General features: G+C 71.0%; 15 protein-coding genes. 9 read left to right on the top strand and 6 right to left on the bottom strand.

The features are described from left to right. Positions 1 to 402 precede the first annotated feature (402 nt). A complete protein-coding gene (locus ACFY2A_RS15115) occupies positions 403 to 1,053 on the top strand; it encodes a hypothetical protein (RefSeq protein WP_387171954.1) in 651 nt (216 codons plus the stop codon). Between the two features lie 91 nt (positions 1,054 to 1,144). On the opposite strand, the gene ACFY2A_RS15120 is transcribed toward ACFY2A_RS15115, so the two are convergent. The 4 genes from ACFY2A_RS15120 to ACFY2A_RS15135 form a co-directional block, all read right to left on the bottom strand. Beyond that, positions 1,145 to 2,959: a dynamin family protein gene (locus ACFY2A_RS15120; RefSeq protein ID WP_363924286.1), complete on the bottom strand. Its 1,815-nt coding sequence runs from the start codon at positions 2,957 to 2,959 to the stop codon at positions 1,145 to 1,147. A gap of 154 nt (positions 2,960 to 3,113) precedes the next feature. After that, positions 3,114 to 4,649, bottom strand: coding sequence for a hypothetical protein (locus ACFY2A_RS15125; RefSeq protein WP_387171956.1), 1,536 nt, complete (start codon positions 4,647 to 4,649; stop codon positions 3,114 to 3,116). A gap of 139 nt (positions 4,650 to 4,788) precedes the next feature. Further along, positions 4,789 to 7,122, bottom strand: a complete 2,334-nt coding sequence (locus tag ACFY2A_RS15130) for a LuxR C-terminal-related transcriptional regulator (RefSeq protein ID WP_387171958.1) — start codon at positions 7,120 to 7,122, stop codon at positions 4,789 to 4,791. A gap of 82 nt (positions 7,123 to 7,204) precedes the next feature. Then, positions 7,205 to 8,551 (bottom strand): ferric reductase-like transmembrane domain-containing protein, encoded by a 1,347-nt coding sequence (locus tag ACFY2A_RS15135; protein ID WP_387171960.1) that lies wholly within the window; start codon positions 8,549 to 8,551, stop codon positions 7,205 to 7,207. 340 nt (positions 8,552 to 8,891) lie between these two features. Between ACFY2A_RS15135 and ACFY2A_RS15140 the strand changes: the two genes are divergently transcribed. Next, positions 8,892 to 10,139: an FAD-dependent oxidoreductase gene (locus tag ACFY2A_RS15140; protein WP_387171962.1), complete on the top strand. Its 1,248-nt coding sequence runs from the start codon at positions 8,892 to 8,894 to the stop codon at positions 10,137 to 10,139. Positions 10,140 to 10,146: 7 nt separating this feature from the next. Beyond that, a complete protein-coding gene (locus ACFY2A_RS15145) occupies positions 10,147 to 10,665 on the top strand; it encodes a MarR family winged helix-turn-helix transcriptional regulator (protein WP_387171965.1) in 519 nt (172 codons plus the stop codon). On the opposite strand, the gene ACFY2A_RS15150 is transcribed toward ACFY2A_RS15145, so the two are convergent. Further along, positions 10,666 to 11,322: a hypothetical protein gene (locus tag ACFY2A_RS15150; RefSeq protein WP_387171967.1), complete on the bottom strand. Its 657-nt coding sequence runs from the start codon at positions 11,320 to 11,322 to the stop codon at positions 10,666 to 10,668. Between the two features lie 329 nt (positions 11,323 to 11,651). Between ACFY2A_RS15150 and ACFY2A_RS15155 the strand changes: the two genes are divergently transcribed. From ACFY2A_RS15155 to ACFY2A_RS15165, 3 genes are all read left to right on the top strand, one after another. After that, a complete protein-coding gene (locus ACFY2A_RS15155; RefSeq protein WP_387171969.1) occupies positions 11,652 to 11,942 on the top strand; it encodes a response regulator transcription factor in 291 nt (96 codons plus the stop codon). A 45-nt stretch (positions 11,943 to 11,987) separates the two neighbouring features. Then, positions 11,988 to 12,611 (top strand): DUF6518 family protein, encoded by a 624-nt coding sequence (locus ACFY2A_RS15160; protein ID WP_387171971.1) that lies wholly within the window; start codon positions 11,988 to 11,990, stop codon positions 12,609 to 12,611. Between the two features lie 87 nt (positions 12,612 to 12,698). After that, positions 12,699 to 13,628 (top strand): alpha/beta hydrolase family protein, encoded by a 930-nt coding sequence (locus tag ACFY2A_RS15165; RefSeq protein WP_387171973.1) that lies wholly within the window; start codon positions 12,699 to 12,701, stop codon positions 13,626 to 13,628. Positions 13,629 to 13,660: 32 nt separating this feature from the next. Here ACFY2A_RS15165 and ACFY2A_RS15170 read toward each other — a convergent pair whose 3' ends face one another. After that, a complete protein-coding gene (locus tag ACFY2A_RS15170; protein ID WP_099846331.1) occupies positions 13,661 to 13,927 on the bottom strand; it encodes a metal-sensitive transcriptional regulator in 267 nt (88 codons plus the stop codon). Positions 13,928 to 14,092: 165 nt separating this feature from the next. On the opposite strand from ACFY2A_RS15170, the gene ACFY2A_RS15175 reads away from it, so the two are divergent. Genes ACFY2A_RS15175 through ACFY2A_RS15185 form a run of 3 tightly spaced genes read left to right on the top strand, consistent with a single transcriptional unit; the run spans position 14,093 to position 16,859 of the window. Beyond that, the gene (locus tag ACFY2A_RS15175; RefSeq protein ID WP_363924298.1) at positions 14,093 to 14,683 is read left to right on the top strand and encodes a rhodanese-like domain-containing protein; all 591 of its coding nucleotides are present in this window, start codon (positions 14,093 to 14,095) and stop codon (positions 14,681 to 14,683) included. Beyond that, positions 14,680 to 16,440, top strand: coding sequence for a SulP family inorganic anion transporter (locus ACFY2A_RS15180; RefSeq protein WP_387171976.1), 1,761 nt, complete (start codon positions 14,680 to 14,682; stop codon positions 16,438 to 16,440). Before ACFY2A_RS15175 ends, ACFY2A_RS15180 begins: the two co-directional genes overlap by 4 nt. A gap of 2 nt (positions 16,441 to 16,442) precedes the next feature. Further along, positions 16,443 to 16,859, top strand: a complete 417-nt coding sequence (locus ACFY2A_RS15185; RefSeq protein WP_387171978.1) for a carbonic anhydrase — start codon at positions 16,443 to 16,445, stop codon at positions 16,857 to 16,859. Positions 16,860 to 16,881 lie beyond the last annotated feature (22 nt).

A 16,881-nucleotide genomic window follows, 5' to 3' on the forward strand; every position in this document is an offset into this window, starting at 1 on the left:
CAGCCCGGTGGCCAGCATGTCTGTGCAGGGCGGCCGCGCGAGCGTGGCGCTGCCGGCAGGGCAGCGCCCCGCCGGGGGGCGGCATCGCAACATCACCGACCAGTGACCGGCCGGGGCGGATCCAATGTGCGACACCAGACACCCAGGGCGGGCTCGCTCATCGCATGGATCACGTCCTCCGCCGTCCCTGTTCTTCGCTCGTGGCGCACCAGGCCCCGTGGGCTCTCCGCTCAGCGGCACCGGCCACTGACGCCGAAGCACCCCGACAGGGTGCCAGCGGGAGCCGGTACGGGGCATCGGGGTAATCCCCCTCGCGGCCCCCAGGATGGAAACTCGGGCGATAGGGGAACGTCTGGGGATGTCCCCCTGCCATTGCCGGTGATGCTTTCCTACTGTGGTGACATGGCACCGGCGCGATCCCTCCATGAGATCATCACGGGGTTGACCGGCGATGCCGGAACTTCGGGCGATCTCGCTACCGTCCTGCGGGCCAACGGCCATCCGGACCTGCCACCGGATCTCGTCGCCGAGGCCGTGGTCAGCTTCGCCGACACCGCCCCGGCCGAGATCGCCGAGCATCTGGCCCCGTTCGTCACGGCACACGGTCCGATCGCCGACGGCGACGCCGCGGCGGGCGACGTCGGACAGCTGACCGACCTGCTCGCCACCGCTCCCGCGGCGGAGCCAGACGTGACCTCTCCCCGGGAGATGTCGGATATCGACGCGCCTGCCGATAACGGCGGCCCGGGCCCGGCGGATCTACTCGATGAGGTAGGACACGACACCGAGGACGTGCCGAGCGGACCCGCATCCGTGCCGCCGGACACCGGCTTCGGCCTTGGCGCCGACAGCACCCGGATGGAGCGGGCGGACGAGATGGCATTCGATGCCGTGGCGGCGGAGTCAGCACCGGACGGGAATGTCGATACGCCGCAGCGGACGACTCTCGACGAGCCGGTGGCGCACGACGAGCCGGCGCTGGACGGCGATCCGTGGGCCACCCTCGCGTTGCCCGAGGACGCACCGGAGATCGACGACATCGACGGCACCTGAGAGCGACCGCCGACGGACGGTCGAGGCGAGGCGGCTCCTGGCCGAGGGCGACCCGCCGGTCCTGTCACCTGTCGATCCGAGTCGGCCCAGGTCAGGACACGATCGCCGCTGCGTGTTCTCGCACCTGCCGCAGCCGGTCGAGTTCCGCGGCGAGATCGCGTAGGCGGGTCTCGCGCTCGGTCTTGGTGCGCTGTGCCGCCTCTGCCGCGGCGCTCAGTGCCCGCGTGTTGGACCGGGACAACTCCTCGGCGAGGCCGCTGTAGTGGTCGCGCAGTTGCCGCTGGATCCGGCGCAGGGTGTCCCGGGAGTCCTTGGTCATCACGAAGCTGACCTCGTCGCAGTAGCGCCGGATGGCGTTGCGGGCCTGGTTCTGCCGGCTCGTCCGTTGCCGCTTCTTCTCCTCGCGCAGACCCTTGCGGCCCATCACCAGACCGATTCCGACGCCGATCGGGCCGAGGGCGACGCCGGCCAGGGTGCCGAGCATGGTGAACATCAACGCCCCACCGTAAGCGCTCTTGAGCGCCACCATCGCCTGCTTCCCGACCTTCATCTTCGCCAGTTCGATCTTGTGCTCGAACTGCGCGGCGCCGGCCACCGACACCGGGTCGGTGACCGCCACCTGGCGAAGAGCCTGACCTGCGGCCTCCTGAAAGTGGGTGGCCACATCGTCGCTGAGAACGATCGACCGGTCCCGGAGCACCATGTAGTTGGCGAGCAGCTCATCGGAAACCCGGGCCTGTAGCCATCGCTCCGTCTCCTCCCAGACATCGGCGGGATCGCCTTCCTCGATCCGCGCGTCGGCTTCCTCGACCAGCCGACGAAACCTGCCGCGCAGGTCGTGATCGATGTCGGAGCTGAGGTCGGCGATGCCGTCGCTGAGCGTCTGCTGCCACTTCGCCGCAGCGGTCTTGAGCGCCTCGACCCGCCGCTTCACCTCAGCGAGGTCGTCGATCACCTTCGCCGCAGCGGCAGGGTCCGCCAGCGCGGCGCGTTCCGCCTCGAACTCGCTCTCGATCTGCTCGCAGACCCCGACGACCGAGGCTCCCGCCTGGGCAGCGGCCCTGCTGGCTGCTCCGCCGGCGACCCGCTGCGCCACGAACTTGACCAGGTCCGGGAACCCTGACTCGACGTTGAGTTCCTTGTCGCCGCGGGCGACGGCGCGCCGCCGGAGGTCGGAGGAGACGGCGATGATCGGCGTGTCCCCCGCACCGCTCAGATGTCCCGCGTCGAGATCGCGGATCTTGCGCCAGTGCGGATAGAAGTCGGTCTTGGTCAGTACGCACACGGCAGTACCGCACACCTCTTGGGCCTGGCGCAGGAACTGCAACTCGCTACTGGTGAGTTCCTGCGCCGCGTCGGTGACGAACAGGAGCGCGTCGGCCATCGAGGCCGCGGTCAGGCTGGCCGCCGAATGCACGGAGCCGAGGCCGCCGACTCCGGGAGTGTCGACGATGACGAGGCCGCTGGAGAGCAGCTGACGCGGCAGCCGGATCTCTACCCCGGTCACGCCGGCCACCATGTCTGCGGTCTGCTTCTCCAGCACGAACTCCCGTACCTGGTCGAGCGGTACCGGCTCGCGTCGCGGCGGGATCTCGTCGAACAGCAGCTGAGCGGACGTCTTCTCGCCGTATCGGATGTAGGTCGGCAGGGCGGTGGCCACATCGTCGCTGACCGGGCAGACGTCGTGCCCGACCAGCCCGTTCACCAGCGAACTCTTGCCCTGCTTGAACTCGCCCACCACGACGATGTGTACCACCGGGTCGGCCAGGCCGGCACGGACGACGGCAAGCCTGCGGGCGAGGTCCGCGCGGCCGTACGCCTCGCAGGCGCGGTGCGCGAGGTCGACGATCCGGGTCGCCTGCCGCAGCGTGCCGTCGGCGTCAGGTGACGCAATGGTTGCGGTCAACGTCGTTCCTACCCGTCACATAGGGGTACGGCGCACCGAGCTCGGTTGATCGGTTGCCACGGTCGTGGCGTGGTGGTTCACGCACCCACCACGCCACGATGTCCTCATCCGGCTCGCCGTACGGTCTTCACGAAGTGCTGTCCGAGCCTCGGGCTCAGGCGCCGAGGCTGGGGGCCGGCTCAGGGCCGTCACCCGAGTCTCCGACAGTGGTGTCGTTGTTGCTGAACGCCTCCACGTCGTTGAACGAATCGTCGTTGTTGAACGAGTCGTCGACGGACTGGTCGTTAAAGGAGTCGTTGTTCGACTGGTCGTTGAACGAGTCCTGCGTGGTTGCGGCGTCACCGCCGGCGGACAGCGACGAGTCCTTCACGCCATCGGCGTTGACGTTCTGCTGGCTGCCCCCACCGAAGTTGAAGTTGATCGGCCCCAGGGCGCCACCGGCCCCGCCGCCGGCGTTGCCGCCGACACCATCGCCCCCGGCGGCGCTCCCACCGCTGGCGGTGCCGCCCGCGCCGCCGGCCCCGCCGTCGCCGCCGTCACCCTCTCCCTCGCCGCTGCCGCTGCCCTTGCCGCGTAGACCGACACCGACGCCGGTGCCGACCCCGACGCCGGCCGCACCGTCACCGCCGCTTCCGCCGTCCGCGGATGCCGCACCGCCGGTGCCGCCGGCACCACCGCTGCCGCCCGCGGTGCCGCCCGCGCCGCCGCTGGTGTCGATGTCGAGCTGAGCGGTCTGGTTGTTGTCCCCCACCACGGCCTTGTCGACGTCGTCGCCGACGATGCCGAAGTTGTCGCCCAGGATCGCCTTGTCGACGTCGCCGTCGGCCTGGACGCCCGAGTTGGTGCCGGTGTTGACGACGCCGTCGATGTCGTCACCCGCCGTCACCGCGTTGTCGCCGGTGTTCCCCACCACGTCGCCATTCTTCGAGGTGCCGAGAAAGGCACCGTCGCCGGTAGCGCCGAGCACGTCGCCGTCGCCGGTGCCGACCACCGAGCCGTCGCCTGCGGTGACCTTGTCCCCGTCGACGAACTCCACCGACGAATTGTCGCCTGTGGCGGCGAAGGCGTCGTCTCCCGCCGCCACCGAACCTCCGGTCGCAGCGACCTGATCCCCATCGCCCTGCTGGGCGACCGCACCGTCGCCGGTGGCGGCGTTGACGTCGCCATCCCCGGTGCTGCCGACGTTGCCGTCGCCGGCCTGGTTGAGGTTGGTGGAGTCGATGTCGATGTCGCCGAGCACCTCGCCGTCCACATCCAGGTCCACCGAGTTGTCGATGTCACTGGAGTTGTCGGTGAAGGTACGGGAGTTGTCCACGACATTCTGGGTGGTGAAGGTCTGGGTGACGTTGCTGACCTGCTGCACGGTCTGCACGGCCGGGGCCGAGGCCGCCGCGCCGGCTCCCCCGCCACCGCTGAAACCCCCGCCACCGCCACCACTGAAACCGCCGCCACCGCCACCACTGAAGCCGCCGCCACCGCCGGCGGGGCCGCCACCGCTGCCGAAGGCGGCCTCGTTGACGATCTGGTTGACATCTACCGCCGCGAGGGATGCGGCGTCGATGTCGTTGGCGGCGAAGGATCCGGCGGGATCGGCAAGGAACTTCGCGGTTTCCGCCTCGCTACTGAAGACCTTCTCGAAGAGCGCCCGGATGTTCTCGATGATCAACGGAGTTACTTCCACAGTAGACATGGCTTCCTGCTCTGCTCGGGGCCGGTCACACCGGCCGGACGCTTAGAAGCTTGCGGCTCGCGGCCGGTGCCTCGCATCGGGGCTATCCCCGTTCTCGGCGCCGGGGATTAGGGGACCGATTCCGCCAGGCCTCAGTTGGCTACGGCTCCGCAGGAAGACGGCTGCGCAGGGCGGCGATCATCTCCGCTCTGCTTCCGGCCCCCAACTTGGCCCGGATCCGGGCGACGTGGTGCTCCACCGTCTTCGGGGAGACGTACAGCTGCGAACCGATCTCCCGATGGGTACGGCCCGCCAGCACCAACCGGGCCACCTCCACCTCCCGGTCGGACAAGCTGCCCCGACCCGCGTCCTGAGCCGAGCCAGCCACAGATACCTCCACAAAGGACAGCTCCCGAGCGCGCTCCAGCAGACGACGCGCGGCCGAAGGGTCGCTGGTCCGGATCGCGGCATGACCGAGCAGCCGGGACGACTCCCACGGCAGGCCGACCGCTTCGAGCTCAGCGGCGTCCGCCAGCACACCGTCCGGGCAAACATCGCCAGCGAATGCGGCGCTCCACCGGATGGCGGCCCGGCACTGGGCCTGTTGCCGGCTGCCCAAGGGTTCGAGGCTGCCGAGGTGACTGGCAGCGGCAGTCGATGCCCGCTGGTCCTCGCCGACAATGGCGATCTGCAGTCGGATCCAGCCGAGCGACACCGCCCAGTCCAGCGGCCGATCGAGCCGGCCCACCACCGCCTCGAGGTCGTCGAGAACCGGTGTGATCCGCCGATGCTGCCGCAGTCGCGCTGCGGCGACCAGAATCTCCTCGATCATCTCCAGGTGCGTCAGATCCACCGCACGCCGGGCGAGGACCGGTCCGGCGTACGCCCACGCCGCGCGGAGTTGGGCGATGTCGCCCCGGCGCCGGGCGATCCCGGCGGTGAGACACGCGAACGTCAGACGTTCCCGGCCCGGCAACGGCACACCGGAAAGGCGTTGGAGTTCGGCCAGGGCGGTGTCGTACCGGCCGGCCCGTAACCGGGCCCAGGCCAGGAGTGTCCGGTGCCGGTTGTGGGCCGCCGGTCCGCCGAGCCCCGCGGTCAACGCCCGCTCCAGCAGGTGCTCGGCGGTGGCGACGTCACCGGCGGTCACCGCGACCACCGCACCGAGCGCGTGTGGCAGATCGGGAACCGGAACCGCCGGCGGCGCCTGCTCGTAGGCCTCGGCGGCCTCGATCAGCAGCGGCAGGGCATCGGTGGGTCTGCCGATCGCCAGCGCCGCCTCGGCGAGGAGACGCAACGGCAGCTGCCCCTCACCCGTTGCCGCAGATCGCGCCGGTTCCGGCTGGCCGGTCGCCATCAGTGCCGGGACGGCCAGGACCGGACCGGGAGGGCTGGCACTGGTCAGCGCTTTGGCAGCGCGGCCCGGGCGACCGTCGTAGGCCGCGGCGACACCGGCGACAAGCCGCAGTCGAGCGGCATCCGTCGGGGACCCGGTGGCGGCGTCCACGTCCACGGGCAGGCCCAGCAGGATCGCCGCCTCCGCCCTGCCGGCGGCCACGGCGGCCGGGTCGGCGCCGGCGTCGAGCGCCTCGTCGTACCAGAACAAGGCACGGTCGGGCGTGGCGAAGCGAAGCTGGTCCCCGGCCTGCTGGTAAACGGTAGCCGCGGTGGGGGTACGGGCGCGGGCCGCCGCCTGCAGTTGCTCTGCGGCGCGAACCGGGTCGGCACCGCCGGCCAGCAGTGCCCTCGCCACGGTGTCGTGCAGCCGGCGGCGTTCCGGCGGTGACAGGTCGGCGAGGACCGCGCGAGCCACGGCCGGGATCATCCGCTCACCGCCGGGCACCAGCAGCCCCTGATCGTGCAGCGAGCGTGTTGCCGCTGCCGCCTGCGCCGGGCTCAGCCCAGCGGCCGTGCAGACGACATCGTCATCGAGATCCAGGCCGAGCGCGAGAATCGCGGCCAGTTCGGCGGTGTCGCGCCCGGTACCGGCGAGTCGGCGTTGCAGACGGGCGACAAGCGCGGGTGGCGTGCCATCCGGGGCAGCCGCCACCGCCTCGGCCACGGCGGCCAACCCTGCCGAGGCATCGTGGACCGCGGCCACATGTTCGGCCGTCACCGGACGGCCGAGCACGGCGGCTACCAGTGCGGCAAGGGTGTCGTGGGCGAGCGGGCCGAGGTGTTCGACGGTCCCCAGGGCCGCGACCGCCTCGTCGAGGTCAGCCAGTTCCGGCCCCTTGATCGTGGGGCGGCGGCTGATCGCCATCGGCACCCCGGTACGGGCGGCGGCGGCCAACATCAGCAGCACTTCCTCCGGCAGCCGGTGCGCGTCGTCGACCACGACCATCGCGCCTTCGGTACGGGCCCGGGCGACGAGGGTGGCCAACTCCTCGGCGGACGTGGCGGCGGCCGGGAGGACGGGCCGCCCGGAGGCTGCGGCGACCTCACCGAGCCGACGGGTGCGCCCGGCCCCGTCAACACCCACCACCACAGTCACCCGTACGCTTTCCCTTCGCCCTTGTCGTCCCGGCAGTTCTTTGTTGATGCGGGCGCGGCTGCCCTGCGGTGTACCAGGGAGGTCACCCGCCAGCGAGGCGGAAGAGTTCCGCGTGGACCTGGCGCTTCGGGACACCGAGCCGACGCAGGGTATCCAGCACGGCCAGGGTGAGCGGCGGTGGACCGCAGATGAACACGTCCCGTTCGGTGACGTCGGGTACCAGCTTGGCGAGGTTTGCCGGCGCGAAGGGATTGTTGTCCGGTCCGGTGCGCCCGGCCAGCAGGTGTAGTCGAGCACCGCGGGCCTGGGCGAGATTCTGCAACTCTCCGAGCAGAACGGCCTTGGCGGCGTCCCGGACGCGGTAGAGGATGACCACGTCGGTCAGGTCCGGGTCCTCCAGCAGGGCACGGATCGGCGTGATGCCGATTCCGCCGGCGATCAGCAGGGTCGACTCACGGACACGCTGCGACGCGGTGAGTGCGCCGTACGGTCCTTCGGCGAAGACCCGGTTGCCGGCCCGTAGACCACGTAGTCCTGAGCTGGTGGTGCCGACGCCTTTCGCGGTCAGCCGTAGGGAGCGGCCGTCCGGGGCGGCGGACAGGGAGAACGGGTTGACCTGCCACCAACGGTTGTGTCCGGGAAAACGCCACAGGAAGAAGTGCCCGGCGCGGGCGGGCAGCAGGTGTAGGTCGCGGCCGGTGATGTGCACCGAGACCGCGTTGTCCGGTTCGGGAACCACAGCGGCGACCCGCAGGCGGTGCCGGGCGTTGCGGATCAGCGGGAGGAAAAGCCGGCCGACGAGCAGTGCGCCGATGGCGAAGGCCCACAGACCCCACCAGTAGATCTGGCTCAGCGCGTTACCGGTGAATGAGGTTCCCTTGTACACCTGATGCAGCACCGCGAGCAGGACCGCCGCGTAGAGCAGCAGATGAATCGCGTGCCAGACCTCGTACGGCAGGCGCTTACGCGCAGCCTGCACCGAGAACCCGACAACGACGAGCATGACGGCGACGGCGATCATGCCCAGCAGGACCGGCAGCTGCCGGGACAGGGTCACCGTCTCACTCAGGAACGAGACGTTGCTGTAGGTGGCGAATCCCAGCAGCACGACCACCGGGTGCAACACGGCGAGCCAGAAAATCGTGAGGCCGGTCCATCGGTGCCAGATGGTGAGGTGGTCCATGCCGAAACCGCGGTCCAGCAACGGCAGGCGCGCGATCAGCAGCAGTTGCACGACCATCGCGAAGGCCAGATACAGGCCGAGCAGACGGCCTATCGAACCGAGGACGTTGTACGCCGGCGGCCCGGCCAGGAAGAACATCGCATGGATCACGACGACGTTGACAAGGAGGAAGGCCGTGGTCGCGACGCGCGCGACACTCGTGGAGTGGAAAGTTGTCGACATCGGTGGCTGAGAGACAGCAGTCATCCCGTCTTCCTGTCGGTCCGTCATGTCAGGGGACACCGCGATCCTCGCGTCGTCGCTGGCCCCGCGTCGGTCCGGCCCACCGGGCCGCCATTCGTGGCATCGACATCGGCAACGGAAGCCTGGTCCGTTCTCATATGCGGGGCCTTCCTCGGCAACCGGGGCCTGCGACGTCAGACCCAGCCATAGCTTCCCGGTCCCGCACCTTCGGAGCTTGGGGAACATCTGAGGAACTGCTGAGGGTCGAGCCGGACCAGCGACACCACGAACCGGCACTTGACGGTACGGGCAAGAGCCGGGCTGACGAGCTTGCCCAGGTTATCTTAGTCATTAAGATAACTGCATGAGCGTATCGACTGACTTCTCGGTGGCCATCGCCGGCGCCGGCCTCTCCGGCCTCTGTCTCGCCCAGTACCTGATGCGCGCCGGCATCGACGTGCACGTCTACGAGCGGGACTCGGGCCCCTTCGTCCGGCGGCAGGGCTACCGGATCATCCTCGACCGGTACGGTCTGGCGGCGCTGCGCGAGAGCCTGCCCCGCCCGCTGTACCGCCTGGCGCTTACCACCGGCGACGAGCCCGGTGGGCAGCTGCGCTTCACCGACAGCCGGCTGCGGGACGCATTCACCATCACCTTCAAGGACGAGCCGTACGCGACCCGCCAGGTCGACCGGCTGACCCTGCGGTCGATCCTGCAGTCCGGGCTGGACGGGCGCATCCACTACGGCAAGACCGCCGTCGCGGTGGACAGTGACGACCCGGCCCGGCTACGGCTGCGGTTCTCCGACGGCGGAGCCGCCGCGGCGAACGTCGTCGTGGGCGCGGACGGCGTCGGCTCGGCGCTGCGCGCGCAGCTCATGCCGGACGCGCATCCGGCGGACACCCCGATGGTCGGCATCTACGGCCGGTCGCCCCTGCGGCGCAACGGCGAGAGCGTCATTCCGGACGCGCTGCGTACCAGCGGGGTCCTGGCCATCGCCGACCGGCCCGGCCGCGCCTTCTTCTTCACCTCGATGCGGTTCGGCGAGCGCCCGCGGGAGGCGTTCGCGCGTCTGGCCCCGGGCAGCTACGCGCCCACCGGCGATGACTACGTCATGTGGGCCCTGCTGCTCCGCCAGGAGGAGGTGCCCATCGACGTACGCGGGCATCTGCTGGCGCTCTGGAAACAGGCCGCAGTGATGAGCGAGGACTTCCACCCGCTCATCCGACGGCTGGTCGACACGGCCGAGGTGGACGCCACGGTGCTCAACCTCTTCGCCACCGGCCAACGCCCGCACCAGTGGGCGGTGCCCCGGGCGACGATGATGGGTGACGCCGTGCACGTCATGCCACCGTTCGGTGCTCAGGGCGGCAACACCGCGCTCCGCGACGCCGCCCTGCTCGGCAAACGGCTGGTCGAGGCCCGAACGAACGGCACGCCGGTGGAGGAGGCGATCGCCGGCTACCAGAACGAGATGGTGCCGTACGCCTTCCGCGCCGTCGACACCGCCGCCAGGCTGATGCGCCGACTCACCGGGGGCGCCGCCGCACCGCACTGGGTGCTGACCCGCGTGTTACCTCGCTTGCACCGGGTGACCGTACCGGAGGCATGATGGCGTCATGTCCCACGAGCCGGCCCGTGCCTCCGCGATCGCCGACCTCATGCGCGCCGGGCGGGAGACGTCGCGGCTGTCCATGGTGTTCCGGTACGCCATCGCGGAGCGGCTGGGCCTCACCGTGAGCGACCTGGAGTGCCTGGACCACCTGGCCGATGTCGGCTCCGCCACCGCGGGGCAGGTCGCCGAGCGGACCAACCTCACCACCGGGGCGGTGACCAGCATGCTCCGCCGGCTCCAGCAGGCGGGCTACGTGACGGCCGAGCGCGATCCGGCGGACCGGCGGCGGGTGATCGTCACCCTGCGGCCCGAGCGGACCGCCGAGTTTGCGCGACCGTACGAGCGGTTCGCCGAGCGGGCGGAGCGGCTCATCGAGGGCTACAGCGTCGAGGAGGTCTCGCTGCTGGTCCGGCACTACGACCGCATGCAGGCGATGTACCTCGCCGAGTTGGACCGCCTCCGCAGCGACCCCGACGAAGGTGGGAATCGCGGAGCCGCGGTGCGGAGCCGCGCGGCGAAGTGATCAGTTTCGGTCGGGTGCCGGGCCGTTGTCGTTGAACCGGAAGCTGCTCGCCGGTGGCGCGTCGCCCAACGCCTCCAGGATCAGCCCGGAGTCCCGCGACGTCCGCAGGTAGGCCGAGTTGTTGCTGATCAGGAACCCCTCGTCCGCGTCGGCGGCGGAGATGGTGAACTGCTGGCGCGGCTCGTCCTCCCGGCAGGCGGCACCTTCCACCACCAGCGGTCGGCCGCCGCCCGGGTTGCGGACCTGCCAGCAGACCGGCTCACCGGTGCCGGGGCCACCGCCGGCCCCACGGTACGACCGGATCAGGAAGTTCTGCCCGCTCAGCGGGGTCGGCACGAACAACTGCCGACCGCTGTCGTCCTCCACCTCGGCCAGGCGGCCGTCGTCGGTCAACGACAGTCCCGCCTCGAAGCCGTCGACCCGGGTGATGGTGATCTGGCGGGTACCGGACAACTCCGCCGGGGTGGCGGTCGGCACCGGGCTGGTCGGCGCCGACGCCGTGGGCATGGGCACCGCCGTGGTGGCCTCGGCGATCGGCGTCCTCGTGGCCGTCGGCGACGGGGAGACCTCGTCGGTGGCACTCGTGCCACCGCAACCTGCGGCTCCCACGGCCAGCGCCACCAGCCCCACGCCCGCAAACCAGTTACGCATCGACATCCTCGCTCCCCCATCCCGGCCGTGCGGGCACGCACCACGCATCCCCAGGTCCACCTCGTCGACGGTCGGCGCACCGCCCCCAGAACGTCCTCGTTGATCGACGTACCCGGCAGGGCGGGCGGGTATGCGACACCGCCCCGGGTTGCTACTCAGGTCGTAAGTCGAATGCCGTCCTGCGCCAGATGTCGCGCCGACGGCGCTCACGCAGGCTGGCACCAGGCCCCGGGTGACGCCGTACGGAAGCTTTCCGGACACCCGTGCGGCCCGGAAGGTGGCAGCGGACCGTGACCCACGAGACCGTTACCCGACCTCGCCCAACCCGATCCCGGTTGCGCCGCGTACGAGTCGGCGCGGCCCTGGCCACGGCGGTCGCCGAGTTCGCCCGCCGTACCCCGGCACCGGCGACCGATGCCGCCGCCGCGCATCAGCTCACCGCGCGGGAGGTCGAGATCATCGGTCTACTCGCCCACGGCCTGTCGAACGTCGAGATCGCCGACGAGCTGTTCATCGAGACCAGCACGGTCAAGTCGCATCTCGGCCGCGCCATGGCCAAGATCGGCGTGCGGGACCGGCTCCAGACGGTCGTCTGGGCCTACCGCAACGGCGTCGCACCGCGTTGACCCTCGATGTGCGGGGCCGGTGCATACCCGGTATGCTCACCCGGCATGCGGCCTGAACCCGACAACCGGCAGGTGGCGCTCGCGGCGGTACTGGGCGGTCTGCTGCTCGGCTGCCTCGACTTCATCTGGATCAAATACGTGCCGTATCCCGTCGGCAACCTGGGCAACTCCAGCGCGGTGTGGGCGGTCGCCGCGTTCTTCTTCGGCCTCTGGGTCCGGTCGGGCCGGCTGCGCGCGGCGGTGGGCGCCGCCGTCGCACTCGTGGTCGCGGTGCCCGGCTACTACGCCACGGCGGCCCTGGTGCAGGGCGACGACTGGGCCGTGCTGTGGGCACCGACGTCCCTGCTCTGGATGTGCTTCGGTGTCCTCGCCGGAGTGCTCTTCGGCGTCGCGGGAGTGTGGGCACACCGGCCCGGCTGGCAACAGATCGTCGGGCCGGCGCTGCCGGCCGCGGTGCTGTTCGCCGAGGCGGGACTGGAGATCCGCCGGATCGGCCACCCGAACTACGGCGACGACCCGATCTGGGACGCCCTGATCAGGATCGCGCTCGGCCTGCTGGTGCTCGCCCTGGCCGGGCGGACGAACCGGCAACGCGCGCTGGCCCTCGCCGTGGCGTTGCCACTGGCGCTGGCTGGCTTCGCGGCATTCCTGCTGGCCGGCTTCCGCTGACGCAACGAGCGACCTTCCGTACGGTCGACTGCGGGGCCTGCGGCGGGGGGCGGGCCGGCATTGACGGCTCCCAGCACACTGCGTTCCATGGGCGTTGGCACCGGAACCTGTGAGGTGACGTTCCACCACGGTGACGTCCGGCTGGCGGGCACCCTGAGCGTGCCCGATCACCCCGGCCGGCGGCCCGGCGTCGTCATGATCGGCGGCTCCGGGCCGGCCGATCGCCACAACGACGTGCTGTTCCCACCGATCCGTCAGCATCTGCTCGAGGCCGGCATCGCGGTGCTGTCGTACGACAAGCGCGGTGTCGGCGCCTCGTCCGGCGACTGGATCGCTTCGTCCCTGGACGACCTGGCGGCCGACGCGGACGCGGCCGTCCGCTTCCTGCGGGCCCAGCCCGCGATCGAGGGGCGGGCCGTGGGCATTGTCGGCCACAGCGAGGGCGGGTGGGTCGGGCTACGGGCCGCCGCAGCGCTGGTGACCGATGTCGCGTTCGTGGTCACGAGTGGCTGCCCGGGGATGTCCCCGGCCGTGCAGGACCGCTACGCGCTGGCCAACCTGCTGCGGCAGGTCGGTCAGGTGGTGGAGGCGGACATCGACCGGGTATTGGCGCTGCACGACCGGCTCGTGGCGGCCGGTCGGCGCGGCGCCAGCTTCGCCGAGGCGACCCGGATCGTACGCACCGAGATGCCCGCCGGCCTGCCCGCGTACTGGCATGACGTGGACGAGCGGCTGTGGGAGTTCATGAAGCGCAAGCAGGACCACGACCCGGTCCCCGACCAGGTGCGGCTGCGCTGCCCACACCTGGCCACGTTCGGCGGCGCCGACCAGATCGTGCCGGTCGCGGAGAGCGTCCACCTGTTCGGCGGCGCGGCCTGCCGCACCGACCGGGATCCCCGGGCGACGCTTACCGTGCAGGTCTTCCCGGCTGCCGATCATCGGCTGCTCCGTCCCGATGGCACCTTCGCCCACGGCTACCTGGACACCCTCGCCGGCTGGATCCTCGCGCGGATCTGAGGCCATCGGGCGCGGTGGCTCGACGGCGGAACTCAGGCCAGCGACAGGAAGAGCTTCTCCATCTGTTCGAGGTTGGCCTTGCGGTCCTCCCCGGCGGAGCCGCTGACGCACTGTTCCAGACCGCTCGCGATGATCTTGAAGCCGGCGCGGTCCAGCGCCCGCGAGACCGCCGCGAGCTGGGTCACCACCTCGGCGCAGTCCCGGCCGTCTTCGAGCATGCCGATGACGCCGCGAATCTGACCCTCGGCACGGCGAAGTCGCTTGACCACGTCACCGACCGCATCCTCGTCGACCTGCATTCCCCACCCCTTCCCACGTCGTCGAACAACAGTACACCGGGGGGTATTTCCCGCCGGCTGACCACGAGCGACCCGGGGGTCATTTGCGGTTCACCGATTCTTGGTCAATACTCGAGGCAAGATACCCCCAGGGGTATATAGCCGAGCCTGAGGATGGAGTGTCCCGTGACCGCCAGGAGCAGTTCCCCGACCATCGACGTGCCCACCGCACGAGCCCTGATCGCCAACAACCCCGACGTGCTGATCGTCGACGTGCGTACCCCGGGCGAGTTCGAGACCGCGCACGTCCCCGCCTCGATCAACCTGCCGCTCGACCAGGTCGACGCGCACCTGGGTCGGATCGTCAACGACGCGGGCGGCCGGATCCTGCTGATGTGCCAGTCCGGCAACCGGGCCACGACGGCCTGCACCCGACTGGCCGACGCCGGTCTGACCGACGCCACCGTCATCACCGGCGGCATGAACGCCTGGGTCGCCGCGGGCGGGGCGGTCGAGCGCGGCCGGCAGCGGTGGAGTCTGGAACGCCAGGTCCGCCTCGTCGCCGGCGGGGTCGTGCTGCTCGCCGTCATCGCCAGTGTCTGGGTGCCCGCCGCCCGATTCGTGGCCGGCTTCATCGGCGCCGGCCTGACCTTCGCCGCCCTGACCGACACCTGCGCGATGGGCGCGATGCTGTCCCGACTGCCCTACAACCGCGGCGCCGGTTGCGACGTCGACCGGTCCCTGGCGCGGCTGCGCAACGAACGGCAACAGGCGTGAACGGTACGGACGTCCGGCAGGACCGCTCCGGCGTGGCCCGGGTGGTACCCCTGCTCGGATGGTTGCGCCACTACGACCGCCACACCCTGCGCCACGACCTGATCGCCGGTCTGACCGTGGCGGTCATGCTGGTGCCGCAGAGCATGGCCTATGCCGCGCTGGCCGGTATGCCCCCGGTCACCGGCCTCTACGCCTCGATCGTGCCGTTGCTGGTCTACGCGCTGCTGGGCAGTTCCGGATCGCTGGCCGTCGGGCCGGTGGCCATCACCGCGTTGATGACCGGCACCGCACTGGCTCCTCTCGCCGGCGGCGACCCCGCCCGTTACGCCGCCCTCGCCGGCCTGCTCGCCCTGCTGGTCGGCGCGATCCAGGTGCTGATGGGTGTGCTCCGGCTCGGTGCCCTGGTCAACTTCATGTCCCACTCGGTGCTGTCCGGGTTCACCTCCGCCGCCGCGATCGTGATCGCGGCCAGCCAGGTGAAGGACCTGCTCGGACTCGACGCCGGGCGCGCGGAGACCTTTCCGGAGATCGCCGCGTCGCTCTGGCGTTCGGCCACCACCGTCCACCCGCTGACGGTCCTCGTCTCGCTGACCAGCGTCGCCGGTCTGCTGCTGCTGCGCCGCTACCTGCCGAAACTGCCCGGCGCCCTGCTCGTGGTGGCGGGCGTCACCGTGGCCAGCGCCGCATTCGCCCTCGGCACGCACGGCGTACGGATCCTCACCGAGGTCCCCGGCGGGCTGCCCGCCCCGGCCGTCCCCGCCCTGGGCGGCTCGGACGTGACGGCGTTGCTGCCCGCCGCCGTGGCGATCGCACTTGTCGCCTACATGGAGGGCATCGCCGTGGCCAAGTCCCTCGCGGCGCGGAGCCGCCAGCAGATCAGCCCCAACCAGGAACTCGCGGCGGTCGGCTCGGCAAACGTCGCGGCCGGCCTGTTCCAGGCGTTCCCGGTGGCCGGCGGTTTCTCCCGCAGCGCGGTGAACTTCTCCGCCGGGGCACGTACCCCGCTGGCCAGTGTGGTCACCGCCCTGATGGTGGCCCTGACCGCGGTGTTCCTGACGCCGGCCTTCCACCACCTGCCCAAGGCGGTGCTCGCCGCCATCGTGGTGGTCGCGGTGCTCGGGCTGGTCGACCGCCGGTCGGCGGTGACCGCGTGGCGGACCCGCCGCTCGGACGGCCTGACCCTCGCGCTCACCTTCGTGGTCACCCTGCTGTTCGGGGTCGAACCCGGTCTAGCCACCGGCGTGGCGTTCGCCCTGGCGGTCTTCCTGTGGCGTTCGGCCCGGCCGCATCTGGCCGAACTCGGCCGGGTGCCGGGCACGCAGACGTACCGCAACGTGGCGCGCTACGCGGGCCTGGTCACCGACCCCCGGGTCGCGATCGTCCGGGTGGACGGGCCGCTGTACTTCGCCAACGCCCAGTTCCTGGAGGACCGGCTGCTCAGCCTGGCCGAGCAACGGCCGGAACTGACGTCACTGGTGCTCGACGCGAGCGCGATCAGCGACACCGATGTCGACGGTGCCCACGCCGTCGCCGAGCTGCACCAACGTCTCGCGTCCCGGGGCGTGGCGCTGCACCTGGCAACGGTCCGTGGGCCGGTGCGTGACCTGCTCGGGCGGGCCGGCGTGTGGCAGACGGTGCATGGCGCCGGTCAGGTGCACCCTGACCTGACCGCAGCGCTGACGGCCACCGGCGGCGGGGTGACGCAGCCGGTGCCCGGCACACCCGTACGGCCGCCGTCACCACAGGAGGTGTTCTAGCCGTGCCCGACCGGTTCGCCACGTTGCTGAGCTGCATCGACGGCCGCATCCAGCGCCCCCTCGACGAGTGGGTGCGACAACATCTCGACGTCGAGTACCTCGACACCATCACCGAGCCCGGGCCGGAGGCGGTGCTGGCCACCACGGGTGAGGCCCGACTGGACGCCCTTCTCGACAAGGTGCGGGTCTCCCAGCGCGCCCACGGCAGCGCGACCCTGGTCGTCGCCGCGCACTCCGACTGCGCGGGGAACCCGGTCAGCGTGGCCGAGCATCATCGCCAACTGCGTGCCGGCCTGTCCCGGTTGGCCGCCCGGCTGCCGGGCACCCGCATCCTCGCCGTGCACGCGGGCCGCTGCGGCCACCAGTGCTGGGCACCCGAACTCGTGGCGGAGGTGACCCCGCCGGAGACCGGATCGTAGCACTTTGCCCACTGCATACCCC

The organism is Micromonospora sp. NPDC000442 (genome assembly GCF_042898635.1).
Taxonomy (GTDB): domain Bacteria; phylum Actinomycetota; class Actinomycetes; order Mycobacteriales; family Micromonosporaceae; genus Micromonospora.